The 22,518-nt window shown below is 70.8% G+C and carries 21 protein-coding genes; 5 read left to right on the top strand and 16 right to left on the bottom strand.

The genetic code is table 11. From position 1 onward, the window contains the following. The first annotated feature begins 212 nt into the window (after nt 1–212). The 4 genes from C503_RS0126725 to C503_RS48620 all read left to right on the top strand — a co-directional run bounded on the left by C503_RS0126725 (nt 213) and on the right by C503_RS48620 (nt 3,965). Nucleotides 213–1,409, top strand: coding sequence for a helix-turn-helix domain-containing protein (locus tag C503_RS0126725; RefSeq protein WP_018685290.1), 1,197 nt, complete (start codon nt 213–215; stop codon nt 1,407–1,409). After that, complete coding sequence (locus C503_RS0126720) at nt 1,406–1,957, top strand: flavoprotein (RefSeq protein WP_018685289.1); 552 nt, start codon at nt 1,406–1,408, stop codon at nt 1,955–1,957. Before C503_RS0126725 ends, C503_RS0126720 begins: the two co-directional genes overlap by 4 nt. A 39-nt stretch (nt 1,958–1,996) precedes the next feature. After that, the gene (locus C503_RS0126715) at nt 1,997–2,557 is read left to right on the top strand and encodes an HD domain-containing protein (protein WP_026316732.1); all 561 of its coding nucleotides are present in this window, start codon (nt 1,997–1,999) and stop codon (nt 2,555–2,557) included. A gap of 118 nt (nt 2,558–2,675) precedes the next feature. Continuing rightward, a complete protein-coding gene (locus tag C503_RS48620) occupies nt 2,676–3,965 on the top strand; it encodes a DUF11 domain-containing protein (protein ID WP_018685287.1) in 1,290 nt (429 codons plus the stop codon). Between the two features lie 71 nt (nt 3,966–4,036). Here C503_RS48620 and C503_RS41005 read toward each other — a convergent pair whose 3' ends face one another. Continuing rightward, nucleotides 4,037–6,070 carry an NACHT domain-containing protein gene (locus C503_RS41005; RefSeq protein WP_051114944.1) on the bottom strand — a complete coding sequence of 678 codons (2,034 nt, stop codon included), beginning with the start codon at nt 6,068–6,070 and terminating at the stop codon, nt 4,037–4,039. Between the two features lie 192 nt (nt 6,071–6,262). Here C503_RS41005 and C503_RS0126700 point away from each other — a divergent pair, with 192 nt between their 5' ends. Next, nucleotides 6,263–6,706 (top strand): TetR/AcrR family transcriptional regulator, encoded by a 444-nt coding sequence (locus C503_RS0126700; RefSeq protein ID WP_018685285.1) that lies wholly within the window; start codon nt 6,263–6,265, stop codon nt 6,704–6,706. A 17-nt stretch (nt 6,707–6,723) separates the two neighbouring features. Here C503_RS0126700 and C503_RS0126695 read toward each other — a convergent pair whose 3' ends face one another. From C503_RS0126695 to C503_RS40980, 15 genes are all read right to left on the bottom strand, one after another. Then, nucleotides 6,724–7,959 carry an ATP-grasp domain-containing protein gene (locus C503_RS0126695; protein WP_018685284.1) on the bottom strand — a complete coding sequence of 412 codons (1,236 nt, stop codon included), beginning with the start codon at nt 7,957–7,959 and terminating at the stop codon, nt 6,724–6,726. Between the two features lie 12 nt (nt 7,960–7,971). After that, nucleotides 7,972–9,219 (bottom strand): MFS transporter, encoded by a 1,248-nt coding sequence (locus C503_RS41000; RefSeq protein ID WP_018685283.1) that lies wholly within the window; start codon nt 9,217–9,219, stop codon nt 7,972–7,974. After that, a complete protein-coding gene (locus C503_RS43630) occupies nt 9,216–10,364 on the bottom strand; it encodes a peptidogalycan biosysnthesis protein (RefSeq protein ID WP_018685282.1) in 1,149 nt (382 codons plus the stop codon). The genes C503_RS41000 and C503_RS43630 overlap by 4 nt, the downstream gene beginning before the upstream one ends. Before the next feature lie 14 nt (nt 10,365–10,378). After that, nucleotides 10,379–11,119 (bottom strand): 3'(2'),5'-bisphosphate nucleotidase CysQ, encoded by a 741-nt coding sequence (locus tag C503_RS0126680; protein WP_018685281.1) that lies wholly within the window; start codon nt 11,117–11,119, stop codon nt 10,379–10,381. Between the two features lie 5 nt (nt 11,120–11,124). Beyond that, a complete protein-coding gene (locus C503_RS0126675; protein WP_026316730.1) occupies nt 11,125–11,466 on the bottom strand; it encodes a TSUP family transporter in 342 nt (113 codons plus the stop codon). Nucleotides 11,467–11,474: 8 nt separating this feature from the next. After that, nucleotides 11,475–12,161 carry a sulfite exporter TauE/SafE family protein gene (locus C503_RS40990; RefSeq protein WP_026316729.1) on the bottom strand — a complete coding sequence of 229 codons (687 nt, stop codon included), beginning with the start codon at nt 12,159–12,161 and terminating at the stop codon, nt 11,475–11,477. Then, a complete protein-coding gene (locus tag C503_RS0126665) occupies nt 12,158–13,435 on the bottom strand; it encodes a sulfate adenylyltransferase subunit 1 (protein WP_018685280.1) in 1,278 nt (425 codons plus the stop codon). Before C503_RS0126665 ends, C503_RS40990 begins: the two co-directional genes overlap by 4 nt. After that, nucleotides 13,435–14,364, bottom strand: a complete 930-nt coding sequence (cysD, locus tag C503_RS0126660) for a sulfate adenylyltransferase subunit CysD (protein ID WP_018685279.1) — start codon at nt 14,362–14,364, stop codon at nt 13,435–13,437. The genes C503_RS0126665 and cysD overlap by 1 nt, the downstream gene beginning before the upstream one ends. Beyond that, entirely contained in the window at nt 14,361–14,990 is a 630-nt protein-coding gene (gene cysC / locus C503_RS0126655) for an adenylyl-sulfate kinase (RefSeq protein WP_018685278.1), read from the bottom strand. Before cysC ends, cysD begins: the two co-directional genes overlap by 4 nt. Beyond that, a complete protein-coding gene (sbnA, locus tag C503_RS0126650; RefSeq protein WP_018685277.1) occupies nt 14,987–15,979 on the bottom strand; it encodes a 2,3-diaminopropionate biosynthesis protein SbnA in 993 nt (330 codons plus the stop codon). Before sbnA ends, cysC begins: the two co-directional genes overlap by 4 nt. A 32-nt stretch (nt 15,980–16,011) precedes the next feature. After that, nucleotides 16,012–16,794, bottom strand: a complete 783-nt coding sequence (locus C503_RS0126645) for a sulfotransferase-like domain-containing protein (protein ID WP_018685276.1) — start codon at nt 16,792–16,794, stop codon at nt 16,012–16,014. Nucleotides 16,795–16,821: 27 nt separating this feature from the next. Further along, on the bottom strand, nt 16,822–18,567 hold the full coding sequence (locus C503_RS0126640) for an FAD/NAD(P)-binding protein (protein WP_018685275.1): 1,746 nt from the start codon (nt 18,565–18,567) through the stop codon (nt 16,822–16,824). Further along, nucleotides 18,564–19,559: a 2,3-diaminopropionate biosynthesis protein SbnB gene (gene sbnB / locus C503_RS0126635; RefSeq protein ID WP_018685274.1), complete on the bottom strand. Its 996-nt coding sequence runs from the start codon at nt 19,557–19,559 to the stop codon at nt 18,564–18,566. Before sbnB ends, C503_RS0126640 begins: the two co-directional genes overlap by 4 nt. Before the next feature lie 385 nt (nt 19,560–19,944). Beyond that, entirely contained in the window at nt 19,945–21,042 is a 1,098-nt protein-coding gene (locus C503_RS40985; protein ID WP_018685273.1) for a lysylphosphatidylglycerol synthase transmembrane domain-containing protein, read from the bottom strand. Beyond that, nucleotides 21,042–22,478, bottom strand: coding sequence for an MFS transporter (locus tag C503_RS40980; RefSeq protein ID WP_018685272.1), 1,437 nt, complete (start codon nt 22,476–22,478; stop codon nt 21,042–21,044). Before C503_RS40980 ends, C503_RS40985 begins: the two co-directional genes overlap by 1 nt. Nucleotides 22,479–22,518 lie beyond the last annotated feature (40 nt).

Below are 22,518 nucleotides of genomic sequence, written 5' to 3'. Positions count from 1 at the left end.
TACGACCGAGAGCAACAGCCCGGGGCGTGGCAGGCATCGATTTCCTTCGCTATCGCTGTGGTTGATGGTTGGAAGCACCGATACCGGCGTAGATCCGGCGTTGGTTGCCCGCAGCAGAAGGATAGGCGGACGGTCCGTGACGACTTGTACAAAATGTGTGACCGCCGGTTCTCTAGAGTGAAGCCATCAACGCGGTCCGGATGGGGTGTGCCATGGCTCGACACATCGGCGCTCAGGTGCGCTACTGGCGCGAGCGCCGGAAGCTGTCGCGCAAGCAGTTCGCCGACATGGTCGGGCGGTCGACGTCGTGGTTGGACAAGGTCGAGTCCGGTGAGCGGGAACTGGTGCGCCTACCCATGATCGAGACAGTCGCGGACGCGCTCGGCGTCGCACCGACCGCGCTGACAGACCCCGCCAACGCCGAACGCGCCATCCAATGCGTCGACAACTACGAAGTCCAGGCCATCCGCGCCGCACTTGCCGCCTATCCAGGCCTGGTACCGACAAAGCACCCCGTCAGCCTCGCGCGCGTCACGCGCCAGGCCTCCTACCTCGACCTCGCCTGGATGACATCACGCTTCACGGTCGTCGCTCGTCATCTACCCACCCTCATGGGCGACGCCCAGGCCGTGGTGCAGACGACAACGGGAGCAGACCACATCGCGGCCTCGCGAGTCCTGGTCACCGCGTACCGGTTGGCATCGTCCATGCTGTTGAAGTTCGAGTCCCATGACCTGGCCTGGCTCGCGGCCGACCGGGCCATGCACACCGCGCTGGACGTCGGCGATACCTGGTCGTTGGCGAGGGCCACGCGCAGTGTCGCGCGGGCCATGACCGGCAACCACCTCCAGACGATCGATGTACTGCTGGCCATGGCCGACCGAATGCGAGGCGAGGTCGATGCCGACCCAGCCCGACTCTTGTCACTGCAAGGCATGTTGTACCTCGCCGCGTCCATAACAGCCGCGGGCCAGGACAATGCCTCGCTCGCCTGGGAGATGCATGAGGTGGCAATGCAGACAGCGCGGCGATTCAAGCCGAACTACGACACGCACCACACATTCTTCGGTACGGCCAACACCATGATCCATCGAGTCTCCGCGCTCGTGCGCCTGCACGAAGGCGGGCAAGCCCTGGAGTTCGCCGAGACAATCCATCCCGACGCCGTCTCGACCCTGCCCGCCGAACGGCGATCCAACTACACGCTCGACCTGACGAGGGCCCATGCCAGCGTCGGCAACTACCATCAAGCCGTGCTCCTGCTCGCGCAGGCCGAGCAAATCGCACCGGAAGAAGTGCGCTGTCGACCACTGGCACACAACCTGCTCCGGTCATTGTTGAACAACACAGCGGGCGAACCGGCGAAGTTGGCCAAGCAGATGGCAGCCAGAGCGGGAGTCGAGACATGACCACACCAGTCCTCTACCTGATGATCTGCGGCGCAGGCCCGGCAGGCCACATAGCGCACATGGTGCGATTGGCCCGATCCGATGGCTGGGACGTGTGGTGCATCGCCACCCCGGCAGCGGTCGAACATTTCCTCGATCTCGACGCGCTCGAAGAACTCACCGGACACCCGGTCCGCACCGGACACCAGCGCACCGGTCAACCACCCTTGCCCAAGGCGACCGCGGTCGTCGTCGCCCCTGCCACCTACAACACCATCAACAAATGGGCAGCAGGAATCGCGGACACCTACGCGCTGACGCAGCTTGCCGAGTTGACCGGTCTTGGTGTGCCGATCGCCGTTCTTCCGTTCGTGAACACGGCTCTTGCCGACAACCGGGTATTCCACCGGAGCGTGGCCGAGCTGCGCGAGTCCGGCGTCACCGTGCTGCTCGGTGAAGACGGATTCATACCCCACCCGCCTCGAACCGGCGGCAAGGCCATGGACAGCTACCCATGGCGCGCGGCGCTACAAGCGGTGGCACAGGCGAAATCGGCCGCACCCGCATAGAAGACTGGACCACTTGTTGTCGACAGAAGAGGGTGACCTGTGTCAGAAGACGCTGCCGCAATCGCAGCTTTCGGTTACGAGTTGGGGATATTGAAGCGGATTCGGCGCGCCGGGTGGTGGCATGCTGGGGTGCGGGATCCCGAGTCCGTTGCCGAACACAGCTTGCGGGTCGCCCAGCTCGCGGCGATTCTCGCGGCCGAGGAAGGTGCGGACCCCGGCCGGGCCGCGTTGTTGGCGATCTGGCATGACAGTCAGGAAACCCGGACGGGCGACCTGCCGCACACCGTCGGCGAGTACCTGACCAGGCCCGAGCCACGCCGGATCACCGCTGATCAGACCGAGAAGCTGCCTGGGCGATCTCGCGGGATGGTGCGCGACGCGGTCGACGAGTACGAGTCGCGGCGGTCGCTGGAGGCGTTGTGTGCCAAGGATGCCGACAAGCTGGAGATGCTGTTGCAGGCGGTCGAGTATCGCGACGTGGGCGTTCGGCGGGTCGACGGGTGGATCGACTCGGCGCGGCAGGGGCTGAGGACGGCGGTCGGGCGGCGGATCGCCGAGGCGGCCGTGACCCTCTCGCCACTGACCTGGCGTGATCGTTGACGACCAGGTGCTCCGTGTGGGTGTGGGGTGGCAAGCGACCGGATCGGGTAATACCGGCATCAGCGGTGGCTGCATACGTTGGAGGTGTCCGTCCGCTGCCCGAGGGAGTTGTGATCTCATGTCGCGCGCCGTGTTCGGTGTCCGTCTGGCCGCGATCGTCGCCGCCGCCGTCGTGGGTGTTGCCTTGGGTGCGGTTCCTGCGGTGGCGGCGTTTCCCGGTACCAATGGGAAGATCTACTACCACGATGGGGCCGGGGACAACCTCGACATCTACTCCGTCAACCCGGATGGCACCGAACGGGCGCGGCTCACCACCGATTCGGGTTACGACATCTCCCCCTCGGTCTCGCCGGACGGGCGGAAGGTCGCGTTCGTCAGTGGTCGCGGCGGGGTGGGTCAGGTGTGGGTGATGAACGCCGACGGCAGTGGTCAGATCCAGGTCGGCACGGATGGCGTGGTGGACCGGGGTTTCGTGGTGCCGACGATCTCGTGGTCCCCCGACAGTCGGATCTACTACTCCAATCAGGACGGTGTGATCGTCTCGGTCAAACCCGACGGCACCGGGCGCACGCCCACCGGAGTGTCCGGAGTGGATCCCGTGGTGTCCCCGAAGGGTACTCGGATCGCCTACATCGGACTGCCCACCGGGCTCGGCAACGACAATCTCTGGGTCTCGGACCTGCGGGGCACCAACGCCGTCCGGTTGACCGACAATCCCGACTTCACCAGCGCCTGGCACCCGGACTGGTCGCCCGACGGCAGCCGGATCGCGTTCACGCTCTTCGGTCGGACCACGTCCGCCACCAGCGTCGTCAATGCCGACGGGACCGGACTGTCCACACTGACAAAGGGGCCGCTCGAATACGGACCACAGTGGTCACCGGACGGCAGCAAGATCCTTGTCACCGTGGCAAACGGACGTGCCTTCGACACCGTCAACCCCGACGGCACCGGGCGTGCCCACCTCGCCGCCTCGCCCGGTGGGCCCACTGCCTCGATCATGGCAAGCGACTGGGCGATCGCCCTGGTCGCGGACGCCGCCGTCACCCTCACCGCCACCGCGCCCCCGGTCGGGGCCCGCATCGACTACACCATCGGCATCACCAACAACGGGCCCAACACCCTCACGTCGGCGACCGTGCTCCTCAACCTGCCGTTCGGAACCACCCCCACCACGCTAACCGCAGGCTGCACGGCCACAGGCACCCAGGTGACATGCACCATCGGCCCGCTCGCCACCGGCAGTACCACCCAACGGGCCGTCCGTGCCACGCTCGGGTTGCTCGCCCTCGGGCAGCTCAACGCCGCCGCCGGGCGGGTCGCCGGGACACCGCAGGATCCCAACCCGGCCAACGATGTCGCGGCCGTGGTCTGCAACGCGCTCACCTCGTTGATCGTCACCTGCTGACGCGGTCACCCACACGTGCCGGGGCCATGCGGCCATCTCGACAGTGTGTCGATGACAGACCTGACACACATTCAGCCCGCGAGCAGGTCCTGCAGCCGGGCGTGGCGGAACTGGTAGATCGGCCCGGCGGTGCGCAGGACTCCGCGCGCCCGAGCGTCCTCCAGGAAGCGCACGGTGTGTCGCGGGCCCTCGCCCGCGCGGCGGAGCTGGGCGGCCGTCAGCATCGTCGACCAGGCATACGGGGATCCGGCGCGGATCGCGAACGGGACGCCGAAGGTGACCGCCGTGGCGACGCCGAGGGAGAAACCGTTCTGCCGCAGCAGGAGCTCGGACAGGCCGCCGCAGAGGACGCCGTTCGCCAGCCCCACGGCCAGTCCGGACGCGACGACCATGCGGCTGTTGCCCCGCCAGGAGTTCAGCGGCGTGAGCAGGCCGTCGGTGGGGTGCGCGGTGCCCAGCGCGTCGGTGAGCACGGCCGCGACCGCGGCCATCAGGACCCAGATGAGGCCGCCGACCACCCCGCCGACCGGGGAGTCCAGCGCGAGCCAGAAACACAGCCCGCCGGTGGCCCCGACGCCCGCCGCGAACCCGAGCGTGCCCGCCGGTCCGAAGTGCAGCCCGAAGGTGAGCGCGACCCGGGGAGACTGCCGGTTCCAGCGCAGCCCGTGGTACTGGGGCGGATACCGGTTGTACTTGTCGGCGCCGAGCCTGCCGGTGGCGAAGATCAGCAACGCCACGCCGAGGCCGACCGCCAGCCCGACCACGCGGCCGAACAGGAACCCGCACGCCAGCCCGTCCGCCAGCCCGACGAGCACTCCGGAGACCGCGATCCGCGGCCAGGCCGGTTTCCAGCGCCCGATCCGCCACCAGGCCAGGTCCCGGGTGTCCTCCCGGTTCATCTGCCCCGCGAGGAAACCCAGCCACCGCTCGGCCTGCGCCAGCGTGTACGCCGGACGTGGCGCGCCCGGGTGCGTGTCGTACGCCGTGGGGAGCACGCGGGCGAGCAGGTGGTCCTCGACCGTCTGTCCGGTGGGGAACCGCTCCCGGTCGCACAGCTCGTCCACCGCGTCGTGCGGGAGATAGGTGTCCAGCAGCAGTCCGAGCATGAGCGGCGTGTCCAGCGCACCTGCCAATGCCGGGTCCCGACCGCCGCGCAGCCGGTCGATCAGCGTCCGCCACGCGGCGGGGACCGGGTGCACCACGCGCAACGCCAGGTGGTCGGCCGCCCGGACGGGCTCGATCGGGATCAGTTCGAGCGCGGCGGCGCCACGCAGGTGACCACCCGTGACGGCCTGCGCCAGCTCCCGGCTGCGGCTGGACAGCACGACACGACACCGGGCCTGCCTGCTCACCTCGCGCAGCACCCGGCCGCGGGCCGCGGGCGCCATCTCGTCGACGCCGTCGAGCAGGACGCTCACCAGCCCCTCGTCCACCAGCGCCCGCGCCGAGGACATCGAGCCGCGGGCCGTCTTGAGGAACCGGTGCTCGACCTCCAGCCTGCGCGTCACCCACTCGACGAACCCTTCACGATCGGGCACCCAGTCGAACGCGGTGAGGAGGACCGGCACCGGTACTCGCGCACGAACCGCGGGATCGCCCAACCCCGCGCGGTGCGCGACGGCGTCCAGCAGCAGTCGGATCATCGCGCCCGATTTACCCGAGCCCGCGTCGCCCACCAGGACGATCCGCCCCGAGTCCAGTCCCCCGTATACCCCGAACAGGTCCCCGACCTCACCCCGAGCCAACCGCGCGGACCCCACCCGCGGCAGTCCGGGCAATGGCGCGAACCGCACGTGCCCCGGATCGCCGACCGCGTCCTCCGGCGGCCCGCTGATCCCCGAGTCCGACCACCGCCAGTACACCTTCAACGGCCGATCCACCAACCCCCGCTCCGCGGCCGCGGCCCGCCACTGCGCCTCCACCCGCCTGGCCAGCTCATCGGTGGACCGCCCGGCATCCGTCCCGGACGTCCGCGGTTCCGGCGAACCGCGCGGCTCGGCGGGTGGGTGCAGGTGCAGTCCGCCGTGCACCACGCCTGCCTGGACCAGGCCGGCCGCCGTGCACGTGGCCGCGTCGTTGCGCACCACCAGGCTTTCGTCGGTCACGGGCGCTGTAGGGGGTTCGGGCGCCACCGGGGCCACCTCCGCGGCCACGCGCATTCGGCAGCGGCCGGGTACCAGCTTGCTCCGGACGCCCGGCCCATCTCCGCTGAACGGCGCATGTTCACCCGTCCGCTGTAGGCCCTGCGTCGTCACTCGTTCGGTGCGATCGCCGCCGCAGCGGAGGTGGACCCGGCCATGGTGTTCTACTTCTTCGGCACCATGCAGGGCCTGTTCAGCGCCGCCCTGGAGATGTCCGACGCCGTCCCACCCGCCATCGAGTCCGTCTTCACCGGCGGCCTGGACGGCATCGGCGAACGCGTCGTCCGCACGCTCCTGGAGAACCTCGACCGCTCCGAACGCACTCCCCTGGTGCTGCTCACCCGATCCGCGCCCACCGACGAAGGCTCCCAGGCATTGCTGCGCGAGTTCATCGCACGGGAGATCACCGACCGGCTGGCCGGACTGCTGGACACACCGGACGCCGCGATGCGGGCGGGCATGGTCAACGTCCAGATCCTCGGTCTCGCGGTGGCCCGCTACATCATCCGCCTCGAACCCCTCGCGTCGGCATCGGTCGACGAGCTGGTCACCCGCTTCGGTCCACTCGTCCAGCACTGCCTGACCGGCGACCCGACCTAAGGGAGCGGCCGGAAAGCTCAGTACGCCACGGTCAACAGCGCACGTGCGGCCTCCGCGCGGGCCGATGCCTCGGCGGGTGTGGTGCCCACCGCGATGACGTGGCCGATGCGGTGGTGGCTGTTGGTGGGCCAGTGGGTGTGGGCGCCTGCCGTGACCCGCAGGGCGACCTCGACCACCCCGGGCACGCGCTCGGCCTCCGAGATGCCGTCGACCGCGCGGACGGTGCCTTCGCGGCCGGTGAGGAAGCGGATGGCGGAGGCGGCGGTGGTCGTCGGCGAGAGGCGGGGGGCGGCGCCCGCGTGCATGGCGACGTACTGTTCGAGGAGGCCGACGCCGGTGGCGTTGCGGACCAGGGTGGGGATGTGGTCGCCGGGGGTGCGCGGGTTGATCTCGATGAGCACCGGGCCGTCGGCGGTGAGCTTGAGCTCCGTGTGGGCGGCGCCGAAGTCGAAGCCGATCGCGTCCAGGGCGGCGAGGGCGACGGCGGCCGCGGGTTCGGTGACGGTCGGGGGCAGGGCGGACGGGAACGTGTGGCCGGTCTCGACGAACCACGGGACCTGGCCGACGGACTTCTCGGTGACGCCGAGAACGGTGTGCTTTCCTTGGTACGTCACCGTTTCCACGCTGACTTCCGGGCCGAACACGCATTGTTCGATCAGGCCGCCCGGCGTGTGTCGCTGTCCGCGCGAGTTGCGGTCCGACGCGGACAACTCGATGATCCGGGCCGTCACCTCGCCCTCGCCGCGGCACAACGACACCCCCACGCTCGCCGATTCGTCGACCGGCTTCACCACGCAGGGCAGGCCGGTCCGGGCCAGCACCTCGGCCGTTTCCACGGCATTCCCGGCGAAACCGAACGCGGGCACCGGCACACCCGCGGCCGAACACGCGCGGCGGCTTTCCAGCTTGTTCCTGGCGAGCAGGGCCGCGGCCGGGGACAGGCCGGGAAGGCCGAGCCGGGCGGCGACCTCGGTGGCGACCGGGACGTAGTACTCGCCGACGGTCAGGACGCCGACCAGGTCGTCGCGGTGGTCCAGGAGGTGCTTCTCGACCAGGTCGGGGTCGATGGTGCTCGGGCATTCCACGATCTCGTCGGCGCATTCGTCGATCGTGGCGGCCGCCGCAGCGTCCTTTGTGTACATGCTTAGGTCCGCGGTGACGAACAATGTCCGCCAACCGGATTCGTGGGCGAAGCGCAAGGCGCGCATGCCGGTACCCGTCAGATTGCTCTCCACGAACGCGAGACTGCCCATCACGAGATTCCCCTATCCCACCAATGATTCGGTGTGCGTGTGCACTTCCTGATCGGTTCGCCGCAACGCCAGGAACCGGAACGCGAAGATCGCCCAGCCCGCGAGCAGCGCGGCCACCGCGATCCACAGGGTCGTGGCCAGGCCCAGCCATTCGCCGAGTCCGCCGCCGACCAGCGCGCCGACCCAGATCGTGCCGAACGCGACGAAGCGGAACGTGGCGGTCACCCGGCCGAGCAGGTCCGGCGGGGTGATGCGCTGCCGCATCGACACGCTGAAGACGTTGAACATCGACAGGCCGAAGCCGTAGAGCACGAACGACACCCCGCCGAACACCATGGGCGCCGGGCTCGCCAACGGGATGAGCGCGGGGGCGACGCTGGCCGCCGCCATGCCGCCGATCAACACCCGGTGCATGCCGACCGCCCGCCCGAGCCTGCGCGCGAACCCGGAACCGAGCACCGCGCCGACCGCGCCGATCCCCATGCTGAGCCCCAACTCCCCCGGCGACAGGTGCAGCTCGCGCACCGCGAACACCAGGTAGACGGTGACGACGGCCTGCTCGAACAGGTTGAACCAGGCCGCCTCCATGGCCAGCAGGCGCAACATCGGCGTGCGGAACAGGAATCCGGCGCCGACCGCGATGTTCGACAGCAACCGCCCGCGCGGCCCTTCTCGCGGCGTGAACCCCTCCGGTGTGCGGATGAGGAACACGGCCGTGGCACCACCGAGGTAGAGCAGGGCGACCAGGGTGACCGACCAGCTGCCGCCGAGCGCGCCCACGAGCACACCGCCGAACCCGGGGGCGGCCACCTGGGCGAGCGAGCTGATCACCTCCAGCCTGCTGTTGGCGGCGACAAGTTGATCGGTCCCGACCAGCGCCGGGATGTACACCGGGTAGGTGACGTCCCCCAACGCGGTGAACGCCCCGGCCACGAACGCGACGACGCACAGCAGCCAGATCCCGGCGTCGTCCGCGAACGCCAGGCCCGGGACGGCGAGAAGCACGGCGCCGCGCGCGATGTGGGCGACCAGGAGGTTCGGCCTGCGTGAGTGGTTGTCCAGCCAGGCACCGGCCAGGAGGGTGAACAGGAACAACGGCACGGTCTGCGCGGCGTTCAGCACACCGACCTCGGCCGGGGTCGCGTCGAACGACACCACGGCGAGCAACGGCAGCACGATCGCGACGCACTTGGTCGCGGTCTGGGTCAGCGCGTGACTCAACCAGACCTTCCCGAACTCCCGGGGCAATCCGCCGATCATGCGGGCTCGGTCGGGGTGATGCCGAAGTCGTCGGCGGCGGTGGTGCACCAGGCCGTGCGGACGGCCGAGGAGGATCCCGTGAGTTCGGTGACCAGGGCCGTGTTGGCGGCGCGGATCGCGTCGTCCTGGTCGGACAGGACGCCGTCGGAGAGTTCCAGGAGCCACAGTGGACGGAGTTGGGCGCCGCGCATGGCCTTGGCCTCCGCTGCCTCGACGCCCGCGTGGATCCAGTGGGCACCGGCCTCGGCAGCGATGCGGACCGGCAGGTAGTAGACGAGGTTGAAGTACTCGGCGGCGTTGTGCAGGCGCGAGTAGTCGAAGCCGGCGGAGCGGAGGAACAGTGTGTCGCCCCACAGGTAGTAGAGGCAGTAGCCGACGGGGGGCTCACCCGGTCGGGCGCACAGCAGGACGCGGGCGGCGGGGCCCATGCAGTCCGCCTGCCTGCCCAGGAAGGCGCGGCGGGCGGCCGGGTCGGTGGAGTGGCCGTACTTGGCCTCGGTGTTGGTCAGCAACTGGCCGACCACATCGACCCAATCGGACAGTGGGTGGTCGGTGACCTCGTAGCCCACCGCCTCGAACTTGCGGCGTTCGCGGCGGACCAGCTCAGCGCGGCTGCGGCTGGGCAGCGAGCGGAGCCAGTCGTCCCAGCCTCCGTCCGGTACCGGGATCCAGGCGTCCGCGCGCAGCAACACCGGCAACGAGCGCACGCCCGCCGAACGGAACGCCACCACGGACGCCGTGTCGAGATACATCCCGACCCGGGGCGCGCCATCGGGCACGTCGTCCAGAGAGGACAGTCCATCGAGCACGGTCGCGGCCGCCGCCACCGGGTCGGCCCCTGGCGAGGACAACAGGTGCGACTGGTAGCCCCGACGCGGACCGACCAACACCCCGGACGCCGGGGGCGCCACGAGGCCACGGGGAGCGAGCTGGTCGGACCAGCGGTAGAAATCCCCGAGTCCGTCGTCGGCCACCGAGATCGGCATCGCGGCCAGGGCACCGGCGGGGGTCCGGCCATGCACGGCTCCCGCCATCGAGGACGCGGTCAGGTCGAGCCATCGGTATGACGAGTACAGCCGGTCGGCCGACAGCGCTTCCCACTCCACAGTGGACATTCCGCCGACCGGGTCCTGGAACGGCTTCATCCTTTCCCCTTCGGTCAGGCCCCGGCGACCAGCTCGGTGATCGCCGAGGCGTGGGCCGGGTGGCAGATCAGCAGGTCCGGCAGGTACGGGTTCGGCCGGTTGTAGGCCAGCGGCGACCCGTCGGCGCGGGAGGCGTGCAGGCCCGCGGCCAGGGCGACGCCGACCGGGGCCGCGGAGTCCCATTCCCACTGGCCGCCTGCGTGCAGGTACCCCACGGCCTCGCCCCGGATCACCGCGGCCGTCTTCGCCCCGGCCGAGCCCATCCCGGTCAGGGTCAGGCCCAGCTCGGCGGCGACGGTGACCGCGGCATCGGGTGGCCGGGTGGCACTGACCAGCAGCTTCGGCTCGGGTGGCGACGCCGGGACCGGGTCGGCCGTCGAGTACACAAAGGACAGTTCGGGCACCGCCACGGCCGCGGCCGTGATGCCGTCCGCCCACAACGCGATGTGCACCGCCCAGTCCGGCCGGTCCCCCAGGCCGTACTCCTTGGTCCCGTCCAGCGGATCCACGATCCACACCCGCCGCTGCCCGAGCCGCGCCGCATCGTCCGGCGCCTCCTCGGACAGCACCCCGTCGCCCGGTCGGTACCGGGCGAGCTGCTCGGCGATGAAGGCCTGCCCCGCCGCGTCGCCTGCACGGCCCAGCTCGCGTCCGGACAAGCCGGTGTGCTCGGCGCGGAACCGCTGTAGCCGTTGTCCGGTCCGCCGTGCCAGTTCCGCGGCGAAGAGGTGGTCGGAGAGTCCGGTGAGATCCATGTCGCCTACCTGTGTTCGGGTATTTGTCCGTCGACCGCGGGCGCGCTGCCCAGCAGGTGGTTCGCCAGCCTGGCCCCGGCCGCCACGATGCCCGCCAGCACGAACGGCGCGCCGAGCATCGACAGGCCGCAGAACATCAGCAGGGCCAGCACCACCGACTTGAGCCAGCCGCCGCGCGCCCGTGCCGCGACCAGGCTGCCGATGACCACGCCCGGCACGCCGCCGATGACCACCGACGAGGTGACGCCCAGGTCGAACTCGCCGACCACCAGGTGTCCCAGGGCGGCCGCCCACACCATGGGCACCGCCTGCACGAGGTCGGTCGCGCTCAGCCGTCCGCCCGCCATCGACGGTACTAGTGGTGCGACCCAGAACGTCGACCATGTCTCGACCCGCCCACGACGTGCCTGACGGCACCGCCGGAAACGACCAAGTACATCCAGTACGAGGCCGTCCCGGCGGCACCGCCAGCCACGCCGTGGACCCGCCGATACACGGCCGACGTTCTGGGTCGCACCACTAGCAGCACCAGACCGGCCGACACGAGCGACCCGGAGCCCACCGACGTCAGCCCGACCAGCAGGCCCGCGACCGCCCCCAGCGCGCAGATCGCCGCCCGCCTGGGTTCCCTGGTCGGGGCAGCGCCCCGGCGCCGCTCCCGGATCGTCCACGCGGTGCGCACCAGCCCCAGCAGCGAGCTGAGCACCACCATCACGCCGATGACCAGGCGCAACACCTGTTCGTCCAGGCCATGGCCGAACAGCTGCCCGGCCAGGATCGGCGCGGCGAAGGCGGTCGGCACGGACCCGACCACCAGCCACCGGACCACGGAGATGTCGGCCGTCCTGGACCGCAGGTGGATGGCCGCCCCGAACGGCTTCATCAGCGCCGACGCGACCAGGTCGGAGGCGACCGCGAGGCCGGGCGGGATGTGGAACACGCCGACCAGCAGCGGGGTCAGCAACGCGCCGCCGCCCATGCCGGTGAGGCCGATGACGCCGCCCAGCACGAACCCCGCCGCCACGATCGCCGGGTCGATCACCGCGGATCGTCCGCACGCCGATCGGTCGCCGCGCCGACCATGCCCGCGGCGAGTGTGCCGCCGTCGTCCGGGTCGAGCAGCAGGAACGAGCCGGTCTCCCGGTCGTCGGCGTGGTCCTCGACCGGGAGGGGCTCCGCCGTGCGCACGGTGACCAGCGCGATGTCGTTGCCCGCGACCGCGCCCAGCCCCGGCAGGTACCGCAGCGAGGCCAGGTCGAGACCGGCGTGGATCTCGTGCAGCAGCGCGCGGACCGTGCGCGTGCCGTGCTTGACCAGGACATGCTCACCGGGCCGCACCGCGCGCTCGGACACCGCGCACACCACCGCCCGGAACGAGTCCACGAGCGAGGGCGCGGCCGGACGAGCGATCAGGTCACCCCGGGACACGTCCACGTGATCGGCCACCGTGACCTCCACCGAGTCGCCGGGGAACGCCGAGTCCACCGGCGCGCCCAGCTTGCCGAGCGCGCGGACCCGCGTGGACCGGCCGGACGGCAGCACCACGACCTCGTCGCCGACGGCCAACGGCCCGGACGTCAACCGACCCGCGTAGGAGCGGCCGACATCACCGGCGCCACCGTCGTCCTTGAGCACGCACTGCACGGACAGCCGCGCCGCGCCACCCGTCGACCGGATCGGCGTGACCGGGACGCGCTCCAGGTGCTCCAGCAGCGTCGGCCCGCCATACCAGTCCATTGTGGACGACCGACGCACGATGTTGTCCCCGGCCAGCGCGGACACCGGGATCACCACCGGATCCGCCACGCCCAGCTGCCAGGCGCACCCGAGCACGTCCTCCGCGACCTGGGTGAACCGGTCGGCCTGGTAGTCGACGGCGTCCATCTTGTTGACCGCGATGGCCACGTGCGGCACGCGCAGCAACGCGGCCGTGGCCAGGTGCCTGCGTGTCTGGTCCTGCACCGACCGGCGCGCGTCGACCAGCACCACCGCCACGTCGGCGGCGGACATGCCGCTGATCGTGTTGCGGTTGTACTGCACGTGCCCCGGCGTGTCGGCGAGCACGAACCGGCGGGTCGCGGTGGAGAAGTAGCGGTAGGCCACGTCGATGGTGATGCCCTGCTCGCGTTCGGCGCGCAGGCCGTCGGTGAGCAGCGCCAGGTCGACGGTCCCGGTGGCCGCCAGCGCGTCGTACTGGTCGGCGAACACCGAGTCGGAGTCCAGCAGCAGCCGCCCGACCAGGGTGGACTTGCCGTCGTCGACGCTGCCCGCGGTGGCCAGCCGCAGCAGTCGGACGTCGGAGAGCGTGCCGGTCATCAGAAGTACCCCTCCCGCTTGCGGTCCTCCATCGCGGACTCGGACAGCCGGTCGTCGGCCCGGGTGGCGCCGCGTTCGCTCAGCACGCTCTCGCGCACCTCGCGCAGCACCTCCTCGGCCGTGGTCGCGGTCGACTCGACGGCGCCGGTGCACGACATGTCCCCCACCGTGCGGTACCGGACCGTGCGGGTGTGCAGGTCTTCACCGTCGCCACCCCACGCGCCGGGCGCCAGCAGCATCCCGTCGCGGCGGAAGACCGCGCGCGTGTGGGCGAAGTAGATCGACGGCAGTTCCACCGCGTGCCGCACGACATAACTCCAGACGTCCTCCTCCGTCCAGTTGGACAGCGGGAACACGCGCAGGTTCTCGCCGGGACGCAGCCGCCCGTTGTAGAGCCGCCACAGCTCGGGGCGCTGCCGACGGGGATCCCAGCCGCCGAAACCGTCACGCACGGAGAACACGCGTTCCTTGGCGCGGGCGCGGTCCTCGTCGCGGCGCGCGCCGCCGAACAACACGTCGAAGCGGTGCGTGGCCACGGCGTCGAGGAGCAGCCGGGTCTGCTGCGGGTTGCGCAGGCCGTCGGGCCGCTCGGCGAGCCTGCCGTCGTCGATCCACTCCTGCACGCTCGCGACCACCAGGTCCAGCCCGCGCCGCCGCACCACCGCGTCCCGGTAGGCGATCACCTCGGGGAAGTTGTGGCCGGTGTCGACGTGCAGGAGCCCGAACGGCAGCCGGGCGGGGGCGAACGCGCGCAGGGCCAGGTGCAGCAGCACCGCCGAGTCCTTGCCGCCGGAGAACAGCAGCGCGGGCGCGCGTCCCTCGGCCACCGCCTCCCGGATGATGTGGACCGCCTCCGCCTCCAGCGCGTCGAGCTGGTCGGGGTTCGTGGCGGGGTCCCGGGTCGTGGTCCGGTCGGCGAAGGAGGTCACCGCAGACCCCACGTCTTCATTTCCGCCAGCACGCGTCCGGCGGACTCCTCCACAGTCTCCTCGTGCGTACGCAGCCGCAGGTCCGGGGTGCCGGGGACCTCGTAGGGGTCGTCCACTCCGGTCAGTCCGCTGATCTCGCCCGTGCGCTGCCGCGCGTACAGGCCCTTCACGTCCCGCCGCGCGCAGATCTCCAACGGCGTGGCGACGTGCACCTCGCGATATGGCGTTCCCTCGCTGAGGTGCTGCTCCCTGATCACGGCGCGCGCGTCGGCGTAGGGCGCGATGACGGGCACCAGCACCTTGACCCCGTTGCGCGCCAACAACTGCGCGACCCAGCCGACGCGATAGACGTTGAGGTCACGGTCGGCGCGGGAGAAACCCAGCCCGGTGGACAGCTTCGCGCGGAACTCGTCGCCGTCGAGAACCTCCACCCGGTGCCCGGCCGCGCGCAGCCGGGCGGCGACGGCGCGGGCGATGGTGGACTTTCCGGAGCTGGGCAGACCGGTCAACCACACGGTCGCGCCCCGGTCCCGCACGTCGTGCTCGGCCATCGGCGGCAGGTCGTCCCGCCGTGGCCCGATGTCGGTGCTCATCGAGTACCCCCATTCGTCGTGCAGCGTGGTCATACGAACGTCTTCTGCAGCTCGTGCCGCGGTGCCCGGCGCAGCGGCGACAGGCAACCGGGGAAGCGCTCCTCCACCCAGGACCGGTCGTAGAGGGTGTCGAGGTAGCGGTCGCCGAGGTCCGGCGAGATGGCCACCGCGGTGACGTCGTCCGGCAGGTCCTTCAGGTACCGCTCGGCGGCGGCCAGCACGGTGCCGGTGGAGCCGCCGAACAGGAACCCGCGCCCGGCCAGCCGGTGGCACATCCGCACGGCCGCACGCTCGTCCTGCATGACCACCTCGTCGACCACGGCCTCGTCGACCAGCTCCGGCCGCCTGCTGGTGCCGAGGCCGGGCAGGAAGCGGGGGCCCGCCGCACCGCCGAAGGTGACCGAGCCGACCGTGTCCACCGCGATGACCTTGGCCTTGTGCGCGAGGTCGCGCAAGTATCTGGCGCAGCCCATCAGCGTGCCGGTGGTGCCCGCGCCGATGAACACGTAGTCCACCGACGGGAACTGGCGGACCAGCGCGGGCGCGGTGTGCCGGTAGTGGGCGCGCCAGTTCTCCGGGTTGGCGTACTGGTTGAGCCAGACGTGGTCCGGGTTGGCCTCGCACAGCTCCTGCACGGCGCGGATCCGGCTGCCCAGGTAGCCACCGGTCTCGTCCAGCTGGGTGACCAGGACGACCTCGCCGCCCATGCTCTCCACCATGCGCCGCACCCCGGGGTTCGCCCGCGGGTCGATGACGCAGACGAACCGGTAGCCGCGGCTGGCGGCGAGCATGGCCAGCGCGATCCCCAGGTTGCCGGAGGAGGACTCGACGAGCACCGAGTCCGCGGTGACCACGCCGGAACGCTCGGCGTCGTCCAGCATGGACCGGGCGGCCTTGAGCTTCACCGAGCCCGCGAAGTTGAAGTTCTCGCACTTGAGGTAGAGCTCGCGGCCGAGTACGGACCGCAGGTCGACGTAGACGTCATCGACGACGAGGTCTTCGGCGGCAGTGACGATGGGCACGACTTCCCCCTGGTTGCCTTGCGGTGGCCGCGTCAGCGGTGGGCGGCTTCCGCTCCGGTACGGAACTCGGGCGCCGCCCGCAGCCGTTCGTACTGGTCCATCGCCCAGCGGACGTGGTCGCGCAGGCCGCGGTCGGCCGGGAAGTCCGCGACCGGGATGGGCACCTCGACGGGCAGCTCCAGGCCCCGGCTGTGCAGGACGCGGGTGAAGTAGTGGTCGACGCCGCCGACCCGGTGGTTGCTCAGGTTCAGCCCGGGGCGCGGCTGCCAGCTCAGCTGGGCCGGGTCGAAGTCGAGCCCCCAGGCCTCGACCAGGCTGCGGAGGATCGGCGCCGGGTCGGAGCGGAAGTCGAACGCGTCGATGACGAGGTGCTCGACGTCGTGCGCGCGACAGTGGTCGATCTGCGCGACGAGATCGTGCCATCCGGTCTCCACCAGCGGGAAGTCCGGCGGCTGCGACTGGAGTTCCTTCACCCGGCGGCGGGAGGCGATGGTCAGCCGCGGGTCGCGCAGCAGGAACACCACCGGGTGCGCGGTGCGGGCGAGCAGGTCGGGCAGGTTGTCGCCGAGCTGGAAGCTGATCTCCTTGACCAGCAGGCCGTCCCCGGTCTTCGCGCCGACGACGTCGGCGAGGTCGAGCGGGTTCGCCAGCGCCGCCGACGCCTCGGCCCGGTCGAGGCCGCGGAAGTACGTCGACTCGTAGGGCTCGTGCGAGTAGTACCGCACGCCGGGGTTGTTCCAGATGACGCGGGACAACGCCGTCGACGCGCTGCGCGGCGGGCTGATCACCAGGTAGGTGCTGTGTGGGCCGGGCACGGGAAACCACTCCTGAGGTCGGCTTGGTCAGAGGAGAGCGACTTGGCGGTCGAGGACGGACAGCACGGATCTGACGACCCGGTCGGCGTCGGCGGTCGCGCGCGACGGGGCGCCGGGCGAGGTCACGTAGTGGTTGTAGTAGCTGGATCCCTCGGCGAGCGGACCCAGGACGGCCAGGGTCGGCTGCGGGCCGTGCTCGTCGACCGCGAACCCGTCGGCGTCGACGTGGGCACCGAGCTCGGTGTCGCCCGCGGCGACCGGGCGCAGCCTGCCGGTCGCGTGCAGCTGTCGGACGACCGGGTTGGTGGAGCGGCTGATCGTCGGGGACGGGGAGAAGCCGCGGATCACGCGGCGCAGGGTGGTGGTGGTCGGGGTGGCCAGGGTGGTGGAGCCGAGCAGCCAATGGCCGTCCGACCAGGTGAGGCCGCTCATCGGGCCGAGTCCCGGGCTCAGCACGCCTGCCCGGACGAGGGCCAGGAGCTCCTCGTTGCGGTCGAGCTGGGGGCCGATGACGTTGCGGTTGATCTCGGCGGCGAAGGCGCCGAAGAAGTCGGCGCGGTCGTCCAGGCCGCTGCCGTCGACCGCCCGGCGCAGCACCTCGCGGAGGTCGCGGTGAACCTCGAAGGCGGCCTTGAGCGGACTGGCGTCCAGGCCGCGGTGGGCCTCGGCCAGGTCCTGCCTTACCCGGTCGACGAACCAGGCGTGATAGGAGTCCACATCGGACAGTGCGGTATCGGGTACCGGCGCGTCCCATGCCGACAGTACACGGTTTTCGGCCTGTTCTGCCTCGTCCGGGCCGACGAGTGCGCGGACTCGGTGGCGCATCTCCTGTTGTACCAGGGGAAGCACGTCGCGCAGGAGGTTCAGGCGGCCGTCTTCCTTGCGCGCGCGGGCCTCTCGCAACGCATCCACGGTGAGGTATCGCGGCGGGATGGGACCCGCCTGGTAGGGGCGCGGGCGGGCGCGGGCCGGGTGGCCGGTGCGGGTGATGAGCACGAGTTCGGGTTCGTCGCCGCTGGGGAGATAGCGCAGGCCGCCATCGTCCTTCTCGTAGCGGCCGCCGCGGCCGACGGTCAGGGCCGCGATGACGTCCATGGCGGTGAGGCCGCAGCCGAGGATGCCCAACCGCTCCCCCGCGGCGATGTCGGCCGTCGTGTCCGGCAGCGGGTACGGAGTGGCGATCCACGCGGAGTCGGGCACGTCCGGGTGGGCCGGTCGCGGTGCCGGTGTGCCGGTGTGGCCCACGCAGAGCAGGACGGCGTCGACCGGGACGGTGGTGCCGTCGGCCGTCGTGACCTGTTCGCGGCCGTCGGGCAGGCGGTCGACGGCGGTCGCGGTGCTGTCGTGCAGGCGGATCTCCAGCCAGGGCGGGCAGACGTCGAGCAGCTGCGGCAACGCCCAGGACAGGTACTCGCCGAGGAGCCTGCGCGGCAGGTGGTCGGTCGGCCGGGCGGGTCGGGTCTCGCCGGTGTCGGCGGTGACGAGGGTGCCGCGCCTGCGGACCCACTGGTAGAACGAGGGGCCGCGGACGCCGCCCTCGTCGACCATGTCGTCGTCGACGAAGGTGGTCAGCTGGGTGGCGATGGTGTTGAGCAGCAGGTAGTCCGGCTGGTCGCCGTGGATCCCCGGCCCGACGGCGGCGGGGTCGACGATGTGCAGCGTGATCGGTCGCCGCAGCGGGTCACGGGTGGCGTGGAAGATGAAGCGCTCCAGCACGTTCATCCCGCGCGGGCCGCAGCCGATCAGCGCGTAGGTGGCCGGTGGCGCGGTCACCAGCGTGTCACCTCGCCGATGAAGTCCTCGATCACGATGGCCTCGCCGGACGCGCGCGCCTGCTCCAGCACGAACGAGCCGACGGCGATGTCGAGCACGCCGAGACCGAACGGCGAGAACACCGTCGCCCGACCCGGATCCGGGTCGACCTCGCCGCGCACCACACCACCGATCGTCCCCTGGATGAATTCCCGATTACCGGAAAGTCGTTCCGCCAGATGCGGGGACGTCTCGGCCTTGAGGCAGTGGTCGATATCGTCAAGGACGTTGTTCGACCTGAGCAGAATCTCCGGGGCGATATCGCGCAAAGAAATGTTGAGCACCAATTGACCGGGGCGGAAGTCCACATCCGGGCCGACGTACGGGGTCGGCGCGGTGGTGGCGAAGACGACGATATCGGCGGTCAGCGCCTCGTCCAGCGATTCGGTGAACCGCGCGTCCAGCGAGCGCCCCAGGTGACGGACCAGGTTCGCCCCGCTCGCCGGGACGAGGTCGTGGACCACGGCGTCCGTGAGCTCCGGGACCGCGGTCGGCAAGTAGTCGGCGATGGTCCGGGCGATGACGCCGGAACCGACGAACGACACGGTCCGCGCGTCGGCGGGCTTGAGATACCGGGCGGCCAGGGCGGCCGAGGCCGCGGTGCGAGCGGCGCTGATGCCCGCGGACTCCAGGCAGGCCAGCGGGTAACCGGTGGCGTGGTCGTTGAGCAGCAGCACCGCGGACGCACGCGGCCTGCCTGCGGAGACGTTGTCCGGGAAGCTGGCGATCCACTTCATGCCGATCTTGTCGACCGGGCCGCCGAGATAGCCGGGCAGGGCGATCACCCGGGAGTTCGGCTTGTCCGGGAACCGCAGGAAGTAGCTGTCCGGGTTGATGCTCGCGCCCGCCTCGTGCAGCAGGTACGTCTCGCGCACCAGCTCGGCCACGGTGGTCCGGGACGCCCGCAGGACCCGGTCGGCCACCGGGCCGGGCACGACGTAGAACTCTGACACCTGTCTTCCCCCCAAAGCTGTTGTTGTGCGATCGCGCGTGATGCCCACGGGTCGCCCCGGGTCCGCCCGCCGGTTTCCGCCCATGGCAGAACACCGCCTCGCGCTCGAACGCGCGGGCGTTTCGGTGATCCCCCCAGAACCTCCCGGTCGGCGCCCGCCACCAGGCCCCGGGGTCGGCGCGCATTTCGTCAATAACCAACGGGCCTGTTTGTGACCATCTCAAGTCGCGAAGATTAACTCAATAGGCCGATCGGGTGGCATGCCGATCATTACCGTCCGTGAGCCTTGTCACAATCAGTTTATTCGGCGAATTGGCCGGGCAAGCCGGGGCGGGTCGAAGAATGTCCACAATAGAACCCCGGGGTTCCCGTAAAATGGCGCGACGCTACCGGGGTGCGCGGCGCAGCCCGACGCCCGCGACCAGGCCCGCGGGGAGGACCAGCCAGAAGCTGAGCACCCGGTAGCCCAGCACGGTGGCGGCGGCCGTGGCGGGGTCGGCGCCGATGGCGAGCAGGCCGGTGAGCAGGCTCGTCTCGATCAGGCCGATGCCGCCGGGGGTCAGCGGGATCTGTCGGACGACCTGGGTGGCGAGGTAGACGGCGGCGATTTCCCAGTCGTGGCCGGGGAAAGCGAAGGCGTGCGCGACGGCGATCAGGCAGATGAGATCGGCGAACCAGTTGGTGGCGGCCGCGGCGATGACGGCGAGCCAGTGCCGGGCGGGAACGGTCCGCGCGGCGCGCAGGGCGTCCAGCGCCGGGGCCAGCGCGGTCCGGATCCGGCCGCCTTCGTACGCGGGGGTGCGCGGCTTGCGCGGGTGCGGATGGTGGGTGCGGTGGTGGGCGAGGAGTCCGGCGGTCACCGTTATCAGTGCCGCGGCGGCGAGGACGACGACCAGGTCGAGGTTCTGGAGGGCGGTGGCGCCCGCGGCGATGCCGTAGAGCAGGACCAGGCCGCACATCGATGCCACGCCGGACAGGATCATGACGGTGGCGGCGACGGCCGCGTCCGCGCGCACCCGACGGAACTGGTGCAGGGCGAACGCCGCGGACACGGCGGCGCCCGCGGGGGCGGTGGCGGAGATCGCCGAGCGGGCGTAGGTGATCGCGACGGCTCGACGCAGGGTCATGGAGACGCCGAACGCGCGCAGAAGACGGCGCTGCTGGCGGGCGAACATCCGCATCGACACGATCTCCGCGGCCGCGGCGGCCACCAGCCACCACGGGTTCGCCGCCCGCACGGCGTCCAGGAAGCCCGTGAAGTCCGGCAGCTTGTGCCGCAGCGACACCAGCGCGACACCGGCGGCTACGAGCACGACCAGCCATCCGACGATCCGCCGCAGACGTTTGCGCGGATGAACATCTGTCCGTGGTGGACTCTCGGCGGTCACCACCGACGCACCACCATCGCCCCCAACGATGCGGCGCATGCGTCTGCGCGGACGGTCGTCCATCTGTAGTGGACCGGTGGTGGTCGCGATGGTCATCACGCCGCCACTGTCCGGTGTCGATAAGGGACGGCGGCCGCGGCGATGATGGCGAGCACGCAGATGGCACCGGAGACGGCGAAGGCCGTGACGTAGGCGTCCACAGTGGGTAGTGGGACCAGGGGCAGGGTGTTCGCGGCGAGGATGGCGGCGGCGATCGAGGTGCCGATGGAGCCACCGATCGAGCGCAGCGTCGAGTTGACGCTGTTGGCGACGCTGGTCTGTTCGGGTCGGACACCGCTGTTGAGCAGGGTCGGGGTGGCGCCGAACGCCAGACCGAGCCCGAGGCCGAGCAGGCCGGTGCCGAGGTAGAAGTGCCAGTGCTCATCGTGCCAGACCAGCAGGAAGGCGAAAGTGAGTGCGGCGACCACGGTGCCCATGAACATCGGCCACTTGGGACCGATGCGTCGGATGAGGACGGACACGCCCGCCGCGGCGACGAGCGTGCCCGCGGTGAGCGGCAGCAGGGTCAGGCCCGCGCCGAGGGCGTCGAGGCCGAAGCCGTAGCCGAACTTCCCCGGGGTCTGCACGAACTGGAGCACCAGCACGAACGCCCCGTACATGCCCGCACCGGTGAGAAACGCGGTGAGGTTGGTGCCGAGGACGACCGGCGTGCGCATCATCGAGATGTCGATCAGCGGCTGCCGCACGCGCCGCTCCACGAACACCCACACCACCAGCAACACGACCGCGCCCGCGAACAGCCCCAGCACGCGCGCCGAGCCCCAGCCCCAGCTCGGGCCACGGTTGATGCCGAGCACCAGGCAGACCAGGCCGCCGCTGAGGGTGAGCAGGCCCCAGCCGTCCATCCGGAACGCGGAGGCGCGTTCGGGCAGGTGGATGAGGACGGCGGTGCCGAGCAGGCCGAGCGCGGTGACCGCGGCAGAGATCCAGAACATGCCCTGGGCGGTGATGCCCGCCTGCACCAGCAGCCCGGAGAACAACAGCCCGGCGCCCGCGCCGACGCCGGTCAACGCACTGAGCATGGCGAGGCTGGACGGCACCTGGTGCACCGGGAAGATCGCCCGGACGATACCGATGGCCAACGGCATGGCGGCGAAGCCCGCGCCCTGCAACACCCGCCCGACCAGCACGATCGCCATCGAGTCGGACATGGCGACCAGGATTGATCCGAGCGTGGTCAGGGCAAGGGTGACCATCAGCACCCGCTTGCGCCCGAGTGCGTCGCCGAGGGAGCCGAGCAGCGGCGTGAGCACGGCCGCGGCCAGCATGTTCGCGGTCACCACCCACGAGATGTCGGTCATGCTGACGTGCAGCGACCCGGCCAGGCCGGAGAGCACCGGCATGACCATGCTCTGCATGACCACCACCGCGAAGGTCGACAGCGCGAGGACCGCGAGCACCGCCTTGGGATGCGACTCGGCCCGCCCCCGCCTGCCGGTTCCGGCGCCGCTCCGAACCTCGGTGATGGACACCGGACCTCCCGTTTGTAGTCACCTGACGACTTACACGGTA

The sequence above is a fragment of the Actinokineospora enzanensis DSM 44649 genome, assembly GCF_000374445.1.
Taxonomy (GTDB): Bacteria; Actinomycetota; Actinomycetes; order Mycobacteriales; family Pseudonocardiaceae; genus Actinokineospora; species Actinokineospora enzanensis.
The sequence above is the reverse complement of the archived record's forward strand: the minus strand, read 5'-3'. Positions and strand labels throughout refer to the sequence as shown.